At 73.0% G+C, this 11,959-nt stretch carries 6 protein-coding genes; all 6 read right to left on the bottom strand.

Translation table 11 applies throughout. The features are described 5' to 3' along the window. Window positions 1–530 precede the first annotated feature (530 nt). Complete coding sequence (locus tag AC51EU_RS20295; protein WP_496268427.1) at window positions 531–2,159, bottom strand: M4 family metallopeptidase; 1,629 nt, start codon at window positions 2,157–2,159, stop codon at window positions 531–533. A 287-nt stretch (window positions 2,160–2,446) separates the two neighbouring features. Further along, window positions 2,447–4,735, bottom strand: a complete 2,289-nt coding sequence (locus AC51EU_RS20300) for a M4 family metallopeptidase (RefSeq protein ID WP_496268428.1) — start codon at window positions 4,733–4,735, stop codon at window positions 2,447–2,449. 355 nt (window positions 4,736–5,090) lie between these two features. Then, entirely contained in the window at window positions 5,091–6,866 is a 1,776-nt protein-coding gene (locus tag AC51EU_RS20305; RefSeq protein ID WP_496268429.1) for an ABC transporter ATP-binding protein, read from the bottom strand. Next, entirely contained in the window at window positions 6,863–8,668 is a 1,806-nt protein-coding gene (locus AC51EU_RS20310) for an ABC transporter transmembrane domain-containing protein (protein WP_496268430.1), read from the bottom strand. The genes AC51EU_RS20305 and AC51EU_RS20310 overlap by 4 nt, the downstream gene beginning before the upstream one ends. A gap of 139 nt (window positions 8,669–8,807) precedes the next feature. Then, the gene (locus AC51EU_RS20315) at window positions 8,808–10,028 is read right to left on the bottom strand and encodes a methyltransferase (RefSeq protein ID WP_496268431.1); all 1,221 of its coding nucleotides are present in this window, start codon (window positions 10,026–10,028) and stop codon (window positions 8,808–8,810) included. Window positions 10,029–10,170: 142 nt separating this feature from the next. After that, window positions 10,171–11,959 (bottom strand): ABC transporter ATP-binding protein (locus AC51EU_RS20320; protein WP_496268432.1); only part of this gene is annotated, 1,789 nt, incomplete at its 5' end.

The raw sequence follows: 11,959 nt of genomic DNA on the forward strand, positions 1-11,959 counted from the left end.
GCGCGCCCCGGGCTCCCGCTCCACGCGCTGGCCCGCACGCCGCCACCGGGGGCCGCTGCGCCGGTGCGGCCAGCGTGGTCAGAGGTCGTTCACGGCGGACCGTGCATCACGCGACGGTACGGACGCGGCGGCGCGCTGTGCGGCATTCCTCTCCTCAACTCTGCTCTGTTTCAAGGCAGTTGAAAGGAACGGTCGCGATCCGGCGACCGGTTCCGAAGTGCCCTGGGGAAGCCTTCCCTCCCGCACGGCGCGTGGCAAGCCCGCCAAGGGGAAGGAACCGGCGCCTGCGCCCGGAGCGGTGGTGCGCCGAGGGCGCCCGGGCGCGCGGGGCGGCGCATGGGGGTGCGCGGCCATGACCCGCACGCCCGGCGCCCGCGGGCGGTCACCACCGCCCTGCGGCGGCTGTGGGCACGGAGCTGACGCGGCCTGCCCCTCCGCGCGCCCGCACCGCACGCAAAGGCGGGCCGGGGAAGAACCCCGGCCCGCCTCCGTACCGCCGGGACGCCCTACGAACGCCCCGGCGGATCAGTTCACTTGACGTTGACGCCGGTCCAGGCGGCCTTGACGCCCTTGACCTCGGCGCTGTCGGCGCCGTAGAGGTCGGTGGCGGCCTTGACGGTGGCCTCGCGGGCGCCCTTGTAGTCGGTGTTCGAGGTCATGTACTCGGACAGGGCCTTGTACCAGATCTTCTCGGCCTTGTCGCGGCCTATGCCCTCGACCTTGGAGCCGTCCTTGGTCGGGCTGTCGTACTTGACGCCGCCGATCTCCTTGGCGCCGCTGCCCTCGGACAGCAGGTAGAAGAAGTGGTTGGCGACACCGGACGAGTAGTGCGGGTCGAGGTTGCCGGTGTTGGAGTCCCAGTAGTCCTGCGACTGGCCGTCCTTGGAGGGCTTGTCCATGTAGCGCAGCGGGGTGCCGTCGCCGTTGATGTCGATCTTCTCGCCGATGAGGTAGTCACCGGGGTCGGCGTCGTTCTTGGCGTAGAACTCGACCGCCGTGCCGAAGATGTCCGAGGTGCCCTCGTTGAGGCCACCGGACTCGCCGCTGTAGGTGAGGTTGGCGGTGGCGGAGGTGACGCCGTGCGACATCTCGTGGGCCGCGACGTCGATGGCGGTGAGCGGGTGGGAGTTGCCCTCGCCGTCGCCGTACGTCATGCAGAAGCAGCTGTCGTCCCAGAAGGCGTTGACGTAGTTGTTGCCGTAGTGGACGCGGCTGTAGGCGGCCTGGCCGTCGCCCTTGATGCCGGAGCGGCCGTGGACCTCCTTGTAGTAGTCCCAGGTCTGGGCCGCGCCGTAGTGCGCGTCGACGGCCGCGGTCTCCGGGTCGTCGCCCTTGCCGTTGCCCCAGGTGTCGGTGTCCTTGAGGAACGGGCTGCCCTCACCGGAGGAGCCGTTCTCCAGGTTGGTGGTCTTGTGGCCGCCACGCTCGGTGTCGGTCAGCGTGAACTTGCCGCCCTCCTTGGAGGTGCCCAGGTCGACGGTGCCGCTGTACTCGCTCTCGCCCTTGCCGGTGCGGATGTCGTCGTACTGGAACAGCTTCTTGCCGCTGTCGGCGTCGGTGATGACGTGGACGCGGCTGGGCGTGCCGTCCTTCTTGACGCCCTTGACGACGGTGTCGTACGCGAGGACGGGGGTGCCGGAGGCGGCCCAGACGACCTTGCGGGCGGTGGCGTCGTCGGCCTTCTTGGCGGCGAAGGTCTTGGCGGCGGGGCCCTGGGCGGCCTTCTCGGCGGCCTTGGCGGCGATCTTCGGGGTGGTGGAGGCCACCTTGATCGGCTTGTCGGTCGCCTTGGTGGTGCTCTTGACCGTGCCGTTCTTGTCCTGGTGGACGACGAGGTCGCCGCCGAGGACGGGCAGTCCGGCGTAGGTGCGGTCGTAGCGGGTGTGGACGGTGCCGTCGGCGTCCTTGACGACGTCCTTGACGACCAGCTTCTCCTGGGAACCCAGGCCCAGTTCGCGCACCATCCGCGCCTTGGCGGCGCCGGCGTCGCGCAGCAGCTCGGCGCGGTGCGAGGCGGTGAGCTTGAGGGGGAAGGCGTCCTTGGGGGCCGGTGCGGGGGAGGCGCCCGCGGTGCCGGCGGTGATGCCGGCGGCGAGCAGGGCCGCGGCGACGACGGCGGTCGTGGTGATACGGGTCTTACGGGACGTGTGGGGGGTCACGCGGGCTCCTTCAACTTTGCCAAGAGGTGGGGGGTGCAAAGCGATGCGGGTGTGACGTGCGTCCGGAACACTGCCATTTGATCGCGTCCATGTCAGGAGGCGGCTCATAGGTTGGCCGAAAATCGTTCGCAGAGGGAAGCGCGATGTTCGCATAACGGAGAAGGGCGTCGTTCCCGGAAGCTCCGGGAACGACGCCCAACTCGATGTCATCGCAGGTCGTTTGCGGTGCGGCCGGTCAGGGCCTCACCTCTGGCACACGGAGATGACGCCCGGGTGCCGCCGAGATGTCAGAACGTCAGCTTCCAGCCATTGAGCGTGCCGGAGTCATAGGTGTAGACGTCCCGCACCCGCAGCTTCCAGGTGCCGCTCGCGGCCTTCGACGAGGCGTTGACCGTGTACGTCGTCTTCACGTCGGCGCCCGAGTCGAAGACGCTGGCGCTCTTGAGCGGGTAGACCGTACCGTCCGGCGCGATCAGGTCGATGACCAGGTCACCGCGGTACGAGTGGGTGATGTCCACGCCCACCTTCAGCGTGCTGGACGCGTTCCCGCTGCGGCTCACCGTGATCGGCGAGGTGACCGCCGCGCCGCCGTCCGGGATCGGCAGCTTGTCGGTGTTCTCGAAGACGTTGCCGCCACTGGCCGGGTTCACCGTCCAGGAGAAGGTGGTGGTGCCGCTCTTCTTCGCCGCGTCGGTGACCGTCACCGTCACCGAGCTGGTGCCGGTCGCGGTCGGCGTACCGGAGATCAGACCGGTGCTCGCGTTGATCGACAGACCGGCCGGCAGCCCGCTCGCCGCGTACGACAGGGCGCCCGTGGTGCTGCTGGTCGCCTTGATCTGGAGGCTGGCCGCCTGGTTGACGGTGCTGGTCTGGTTGCCCGGGTGGGTGACGGTGACCGCGCCGCCGTCCGGGACGCGGGAGCCGACGTTGACCGCGGCCCAGGTGTTGGCGACGGTGTTGTACGTCGCGCTGCCCTCGCCGAACAGGTCGGCGGCGGCCTTCAGCGTCGCCGTGCGGGCCGCCGCGTAGTTGGTGTTGGCGCTCATGTACTGGGTGAGGGCCTTGAACCAGACCTTCTCGGCGTTGGCCCGGCCGATGCCCGGCACCGGCTGGTTGTCGTAGGTCGGGCTGTCGTAGTGGACGCCGCCGATGTCCTTGGCGCCGCTGCCCTCGGACAGCAGGTAGAAGAAGTGGTTGGCGACGCCGGACGAGTAGTGGACGTCCTTGTTGCCCACGTTGCTCGACCAGTAGTCGGCGGACAGGCCGTCCTTGGAGGGCTTGTCCATGTAGCGCAGCGGGGTGCCGTCGCCGTTGATGTCGATCTTCTCGCCGATGAGGTAGTCACCGGGGTCGGCGGCGTTGTTCGCGTGGAACTCCACCGCCGTGCCGAAGATGTCGGAGGTCGCCTCGTTGAGGCCGCCGGACTCGCCGCTGTAGATCAGGCCGGCCGTCGCGGAGGTGACGCCGTGCGACATCTCGTGCCCGGCCACGTCCATCGCGGTCAGCGGATGGGCGTTGCTCTGGCCGTCGCCGTACGTCATGCAGAAGCAGCTGTCGTCCCAGAAGGCGTTGACGTAGCTGTTGCCGTAGTGGACGCGGGAGTACGCGCCGACGCCGTCGCCGCGGATGCCGGTGCGGCCGTGGACGTTCTTGTAGTAGTCCCAGGTCTCCTGCGCGCCGTACGCGGCGTCGACGGCGGCGGTCTGGGCGTTCTGCGGGGTGCCGTCGCCCCAGGTGTCGGTGGTGTTGGTGAACAGCGAACCGGTACCGGAGGAACCGTGGTTCAAGTTGTAGGTCTTGTGGTTGCCGCGGGTGGCGTCGGTCATGGTGAACGACGGCGCGGAACCGGAGGTGCCGATCGTCACCTTGCCGCTGTACTCGCTGTTGCCGACGCCGTTCTCGATGGCCTGGTACTCGAACAGCTTGGCGCCGGTCGTGGCGTCGGTGATCACGTGCAGCCGGTTGGGCGTGCCGTCCTTCTGGAAGCCGCCGACCACCGTCTCGTACGCCAGCACCGGCTTGCCGTCGGCGGCCCAGATCACCTTGCGCGGCGCCCCGTCGGCCTCGGACTTCTTCGCGCCCTGCGCCTGCGCCGACTGGAGGGCCTTGGCCTCTGCCGCCGCCGGCTTCACCTTCGCGGTCAGGCCGGTGAACTTCAGCTGCGACCTGATGGGCTGGGTGACGCCCTTGACGTCGCCGCCCTTGGTCTCGTGGACGACGAGGTCGCCGCCGAGGACGGGCAGCCCGGCGTAGGTGCGGTCGTAGCGGGTGTGGACCGTGCCGTCGGCGTCCCGGGTGACGTCCTTGACGACCAGCTTCTCCTGGGCGCCGAGCCCGATGCGCTCGGCGGTCCGCGCGGTGGTGGCGTTGGCCTCGCGCAGCAGCTCGGCCCGCTGGGAGGGGGAGAGCTTCGCGGGCAGGGCACCGGAGCGCGGGGCGGCGTGCGGAACGGCCCGGTCCTTGGCCTGGGGGGTCGCCGCGGCGCCGGTGCCGGCCTGGGCGCCGACGGCCAGCATCGCGGTCACGGCGACCAACGCGCCGGTGGCGACGGCACGTCGATGGGGGGTGCGTCTCACACTGACTCCTTCTGCGGGGCTGCGACGTGGGTCGCCGCGGCCGAGGGGGACCGGGCGGCAGGTGACCGTCCGGGCAGAGCGAGGCAGAACTGATGGAGCGCGTGGGGGGTGATGTAACGGAGGTGCGGATGTGCACTGTGCTGTCTGCCGCGGGGTGGGGGAACCGTGGGAGTCCGCGCGGCGGATGCGGGGAAGAGTGACACTGGTGTCGGGTAGTTGTCAGGCACCCTTCAAGGAAATGGCTGGAAAGCGTCCGTTGCTCGAAATATTTTTTCGGATTTCGGACGGTTTCCGATCGGACGCCGACGTCACCACCGCCGGCGTCCCCGCACCTCCGCCTCCCCCTGCCCGTAGGTCAGCTGTGCCACGAGCGCCACAAGGACGCATATGTGCCACCGGCGCCCACCAGCGCCTCGTGCGGCCCCAGTTCGGTGAGCCGGCCGTCCTCCATCACCGCCACCCGGTCCGCGTCGTGCGCCGTGTGCAACCGGTGCGCCACGGCGATCACCGTGCGCCCCTCCAGCACCGCCGCCAGCGCCCGCTCCGCGTGCCGCGCCGTCCGCGGGTCGAGCAGCGCCGTCGCCTCGTCGAGGATCACCGTGTGCGGATCGGCCAGCACCACCCGGGCCAGCGCGAGCTGCTGCGACCGCGCCCCGTCCAGCCGCACCCCGTCACCGCCCAGCCGGGTGTCCAGACCGTCCGGCAGTTCCGCGGCCCAGGACGCGCCCACGGCGGCGAGCGCCGCGGACAGCTGTGCGTCCCCCGCCCCCGGCGCGGCGATCAGCAGATTGTCCCGGACCGTCCCCAGGAACACATGGTGCTCCTGCGTCACCAGGACGACCTGACGGCGCACCACCTCCGGCGCCGACGCCACCGGCACCCCGCCGACCGTCACCGTCCCGTGGTCCGGCGCGTCCACCCCCGCCAGCAACCGCCCCAGCGTCGACTTGCCGGCCCCGGACGGCCCGACGACCGCCAGCCGTTCACCGGGCCGGACGGTCAGCGACACCCCGCGCAGCACCTCACGCCGCTCCCCGTCCGCCCCGTCCCCGTACGCGTACCGCACCCCGGAGACCTCGATGACACCGGTCCGGTCGTCCACCGGCGCGGACGCGACCGGGACCGGCGCCGCCCGCACGGCCTCGGCCGGCCCCTCGACGCGGGCGAACGCGGCGCCGCTGCTCTGGAGCTGCTCGGTCCACCGCAGCAGGGTGTCCAGCGGCTCCGACAGCTGCCGCAGATACATCGCGGCGGAGACCACCGCCCCCAGGGACAGCACCCCCGCGCCGTACAGCGCCCCGCCGGCCAGCAGCGCCCCGGTCACCGGCAGGATGTACGAGAAGTCCACCACCGGGAAGAGGACACTGCGCAGGAACAGGGTGCGCTCCCGGGTCCGCCGGGCGTGCGCCACGGCCGCCTCGCAGGCCGCTGCCCGCCGCTCCTGGAGACCGAACGCCTCCACCGTCCGCGCCCCGGTGGCCGTCGCCGCCAGCAGCTCGGCGAGCGTGGAGGTCGCCGCGCCCTCGGCCAGATACGCCTCCCGCGCCCGCCGCAGATACCAGCGCACCGCCCACCAGCACCCCAGCAGCCCCACCGCGCACAGCCCCAGCAGCGGGGAGAGCGCCACCACCGCACCGAGCAGGAACAGCGCCTGCACCATCGAGAGGAACACCTCGGGCGCCGCGTCGCGCAACGTCCGCCCCACCGTCGCGACGTCCGCCGTCCCCCGCGCCGCCAGATCGCCCGTCCCGGCCCGCTCCACCACCGCGGCGGGCAGCGCCAACGCCCGTTCCACGAACCGCTCGCGCACCCGCGCCAGCGTCCGCTCACCGAACCGGTGCCCCACGTACCGCGCCCAGCGCGCCAGCAGCAACTGCACCACGGCGCAGACGAGGATGCCCAGCGCCAGCCGGTCCACGGCGCCCGTCCCGCCCCCGCCGCGCACCGTGTCGACGATCCGCCCGAACAGCCAGGGACCGGCCAGCCCCGCACCGGCGGCCGCCGCGTTCAGCGCGAGCATCAGGGCGAACGCCCGCCCGTCCGCACGGATCAGCCCGAACGCGGCCCGGCGGGTGGTCCGGCGGTCCGCCACGGGGAGACCGGCGGGCGTCGGCGGAGAGGACGGGGTCACCGGCGCTCCTCGTGAAGGGTGGGGGTACGGGGGCCGGGCGGGGTGGTACCGGGCGCCGCGTCGCCGTCCTCGCCCCGGGCCACCAACCGCCGGTAGGCGGGGTCGCGGGCCAGGAGTTCCCGGTGGGTGCCGGTGGCCGCCACCGTGCCGCCGACCAGGTGGTGCACGGTGTCCGCGCGGTCGAGCAGCAGCGGCGAGGTGCTGGTGACCACGGTCGTACGGCCCTGGCGGGCGGCGTGCAGCCGGGCCGCGACGGCCGCCTCCGTATGCGCGTCGAGGGCCGACGTCGGCTCGGTGGCGAGCAGCACCTCGGGGTCGGCCAGCAGCGCCCGCACCAGCCGGACGCGCTGCCGCTGACCGCCGGAGAGATTGCGGCCCTGCGCCTCGACGGGCGCGTCCAGGCCGCCCGGCAGCCCGAGGACGATCTCCTCCGCCATCGCGGCCCGTACGGCGCGGTCGACGGCGGCCGTCTCCCGCTCCCGGCGGCCCGAGACCACCTCGCGCAGGGTGCCGGCGAACAGGTCCGCCTCGTTGTCCGCGACCAGGACGCGCTCGCGCAGCAGCGCCGGGGCAAGGGCGTCGAGGCGGACGCCGCCCCAGGTGGCGGCCGAGTCCGCGAACCGGCCGAGGCGGTCGACCACCGCCGCCGTCTCGTCCGGCCGCTCCCCGGCCAGCGCGGTCAGCTCCCCGGGGACCACGGTCACCCCGGACTCCGGGTCCACGAGGGCCGACGGCACGCCGGGCGGGGCCGCCGGGTCCGACGGCGCGGCGCCGGACGGCTCCAGCGCCAGGAACCGCGTCACCCGGCGGGCGGCCACCAGCCCCCTGGCCAGGTCGTCACCGCCCTCGATGAAGGACGCCACCGGTACCACCAGCGCGGCCGTGTACCCGTAGACCGCCACCAACTCGCCCGCCGTCAGCTCCCCCTGGACGGCCATCCGCGCCCCGAGCCAGGTCACCGCGGCGAGGAAGAGCGTGGGCAGTCCGATGCCGAGCGCCTGGATCCAGCTGGTCGCCGCGCCGACCCGGTAGCCCTCGGCGCGCAGCGCGGCGGAGTCGCGCCGGTAGCGCGCCGCGAACACGTCCTTGCCGCCCAGCCCGTTGAGCACCCGCAACCCGCCGACCAGGTCCGTCAGCCGCGCGGCCAGCCCGCTCTGGCGCTCCCGGTAACGGGACTCGGCGCCCTGCAACCGCCCCAGCAGCGGTCCCACCAGCACCGCGAGCAGCGGAACACCCAGCAGCACCACGACGGCGAGCAGCGGCGACACCGAGAACAGCAGCACGGCGACCACCCCGTACGCGACGACCGCGCCGATGCCGGGCCCGGTGAGCGTCAGCGTCCGGCTGATCACCCCGACGTCCCCGATACCGATCGCGACGACCTCACCGGCCGTCACCCGGCGCGGCAGCACGGCCCCCAGCCGTACCGTCTGCCCCATGACGACCCGTACGGTGCGCACCATGGCGTCCAGCCGTACCCGCGTCATCGTGCGGTGCCGCATGACCGCCAACCAGGCGTTGAGCGCGCCGACGGCGACGAGCGCGGCGACCCACCCGGCGAGCGCCCCCGTCCGGCCCGCCGCCACCCCGTCGTCCACGGCGCGGGAGAGAAGGTACGGCGGCACCATCAGCCCGACCATCCACAGACTGCCGAACGTGGTACCCGTCAGCACCCTCCGCCACTGACGCGCCGTCAACCACCAGAGATAGCGCACGGGCGTCAGCGGGGGAGGGCCCCCGGCGGCCGCCCACAGGTCCGGGGGCGGGGCGTCGTCCTGCGGGACCTTCGGCGCGGTGGTCATGTCCGCACCCTAGAGGGCGGGGTCCGGCGGGCGCCCCAGTGTTTCCGGCGGTCCGGAACCGGTGGCGCCGGCGTGCGGCGTTCGGTGGGCCGTGGCGGTACGCGGATGCTGCCCGGCTCCCCGGCGGTTCAGTGTCCGGTCAGCGTTTGACGGCCCGCAGCACGACGAACTTGGGGTCGCCGGCGACCACGTCGCAGGAGCCGAAGAGGCGCCGCAGACGCACGTGGTAGCCGAGGTGGCGGTTGCCGACGACCCACAGTTCACCGCCCGGACGCAGGGCCGCCCGCGCGCCGCCGAACATCCGGCGGGCCGTCGCGTCGGACATCCCCCGGTGACCGTGGAACGGCGGATTGTTCAGGACGAGGTCCACCGAACCGGCCGGCGTCGCCGCCAGCCCGTCGCCCACCACGAACTCCACCCGCGCCGCGTCCGGCACGTTCGCCGCGTACGTCGCCCGCGCCGAGGCCACCGCCGAGAACGACTCGTCGACGAAGGTCACCTCCGCCTCCGGGTTGGCCAGTGCCATCGCCGTACCGACCACGCCGTTGCCGCAGCCCAGGTCGACCACCCGCTCCGGGCCCCGCCTTCGGGGGAGGTGGTTCAGCAGGAAGCGGGTGCCGATGTCGAGCCGGTCCGCGCAGAAGATCCCGGCGTGATTGACGACCGTACGTCCCGAGACGACGCCGACGTCCCCGGGGAGCGCATAGCCGCGCGGCCATGAACCGGGCTCCGGGGACAGGCCCGGATCGGGCGTGCAGAGGATCAGCCGGGCCTTCCGGACGGCCAGCGACGTACGGGTCGGTCCCAGAATCCGCTCGAACAGCGTGAGCGTCGAGGTGTGGATCTCGGTGACCATGCCGGTCCCGATGATCCGGGTCCCCGCGTGCACCGCGGGCGCCAGGCGGCGCAGCTGCTCCTCCAGGAGCGCCAGGCTCTTGGGCACCCGGATCAGCAGGGTGTCGATCCGCTGCGGCGGGTCGTCCAGCACCGAACGCAGCGCCACGGCGTCCTCGGCGATGCCGTTGCGCCGCAGATTGGCGGTGGTCGCCCGCTGGGTGAGGTACGAGTCCGTGATCTGCACGGGCCGTGAGCCGGACAGCGCGGTGGCCAGGGCACCCCAGCGGTCCCCCAGAACGACGGTGGTGCCGGGGAGGTCGGGGGCGGGGGTGACGGACGGGGCGGCGCCCTGGTCCGGTTCGGCGGGGGTGTTCGTCGCCGTGGTGTCCGGTCCCGTACTGCCGTCGGCGAGGTGCCGCAGCAGATAGGCGTCGGCGGCGTCCCAGGCGCGGAGGGTGTCGCGGGGGTCCTCGGGGAAACGGGTGAGGTCGAACGCACCCCAGGACGTCGTGAAACGGTTCATCGTGCCTTCAGGCTACCGACCCGGGCGGGGGCGGCCGGACGGCGCCCGTGGGGACGGCGCGCACGGGGCGGCTCGTACGGGACGGTCGGGTCCGGCCGGTGGCACCGGCCGGACCCGCACCCGCCCCTTCACTCCCGTCCCCTCACCCCACACTCTCCCGCCATGCCGCATGCAGCTCCGCGAAGCGGCCGCGGCCGGCGATCAGCGCGTGCGGGGCGCCGTCCTCGACGATGCGGCCGTCCGCCATGACCAGGACGCGGTCGGCGATCTCCACCGTCGACAGACGGTGGGCGATCACTATCGCGGTACGCCCCCGGAGCACCGTGGCCAGCGCGTTCTGCACCGCCCGCTCGCCGGGGACGTCCAGGGAGCTGGTCGCCTCGTCCAGGATGAGGACCGCCGGGTCGGCGAGGAGCGCCCGCGCGAAGCCCACCAGCTGGCGCTGGCCGGCGGAGATGCGTCCGCCGCGCTTGCGGACGTCGGTGTCGTACCCGTCCGGAAGCGCGGCGATGAAGTCGTGCGCCCCGATCGCCCGCGCGGCGCGCTCGATCTCGGCGCGGGTGGCCTCCGGGCGGCCGATCGCGATGTTCTCGGCGACGGACCCGGAGAACAGGAACGCTTCCTGCGTCACCATGACCACCGCCCGCCGCAGCTCGGCGGACGGCAGCTCGCGCAGATCGACGCCGTCGAGCAGGACCCGGCCCTCCGTCGGGTCGTAGAACCGGGCCAGCAGCTTGGCCAGGGTGGACTTGCCCGCGCCGGTGGCCCCCACCACGGCGACGGTCTCGCCCGCCGCCAGGGTGAGGTCGAAGCGGGGCAGCACCTCGCCGCCCGTGCGGTACGCGAAACGCACGTCGCGGAAGGCGACCTCCCGGCCGGGGCGGTCCTGTGGCGCGGGCGGCAGCGCCGCCGGGTGCGCCGGCTCGGGGACCGCGGGCCGCTGGGCGAGCAGTCCGGCGATCTTCTCCAGTGAGGCGGCCGCCGACTGGTACGAGTTGAGGAACACCGCCAGCCGGTCGATCGGGTCGTACAGCCGCCGCAGGTACAGCACGGCGGCGGCGAGCACCCCGAGCGCGAGATCCCCGGTGGCCACCCGGTAGGCGCCCCACAGCACGATCGCCGCGACCGCGAAGTTCGCCACCAGCCGGGAGGCGACGACATAGCGCGCCATCTCCAGGGCCGTGTCGCCGTTGACCCGCTCGTGGTGGCGGTTCAGCCGGGCGAACTCGGCCTCGTTCGGCCGCTCGCGCCGGAACGCCTTCACCGGGCGTATGCCGTTGACGGTCTCGGTGAACTTCACGATCACCGCGGCGATCGCCGTCGACTTGATGCGGAACACCCGCTGCGCGCGGCGGTCGAAGGAGCGGACCAGGAGGGAGAGCGGCCCGGCCGACAGCACCGCGGCGGCGCCCAGGCCCCAGTCCAGGTAGAGCAGCATCGCCGTGATGTAGACCGTCGAGAGGCAGAGGACGATCAGCTCCTGGAGGCCCTCGTCGAGGAGTTCGCGCAGCGCCTCCACGTCCGTGGTGGCCCGGGATATCAGCCGTCCGGAGGTGTAGCGCTCGTGGAAGTCGAGGCTGAGGTTCTGGGCGTGCCGGAAGATACGGCCCCGGAGGTCGAGCAGGACGTCCTGGCTGACACGGGCCGAGACACGGACGAAGAGGAACTGGAGCGTGCCCGCGGCCGTGGCGCACACCGCGGCGGCCACCGCGACCGTGATCAGCGGGCCGTGGTCGCCCGCCCGCAGCGCGGGCACGGCGCGGTCGATGGCGTACGCCACGAGCAGCGGCCCCGCCTGGACGGCGGCCTGCTGGAGCAGCAGCAGGACGGCCGCCAGTGTCACCCGCCGGGACCGGGGGGCGAGCAGCGACCGGAGCAGGGAGCGGGAGGCGCCCTTGGGCGCGGGGAGGACATCGCGGGCGAAAGCGTCG

Source organism: Candidatus Streptomyces philanthi (genome assembly GCF_059553635.1).

What these genes read in the sequence shown, in the direction of transcription:
- AC51EU_RS20310 (WP_496268430.1), bottom strand. Translation starts at nt 8,668, where the DNA reads ATGACCACCGCGCCGAAGGTCCCGCAGGACGACGCCCCGCCCCCGGAC.
- AC51EU_RS20315 (WP_496268431.1), bottom strand. Translation starts at nt 10,028, where the DNA reads ATGAACCGTTTCACGACGTCCTGGGGTGCGTTCGACCTCACCCGTTTC.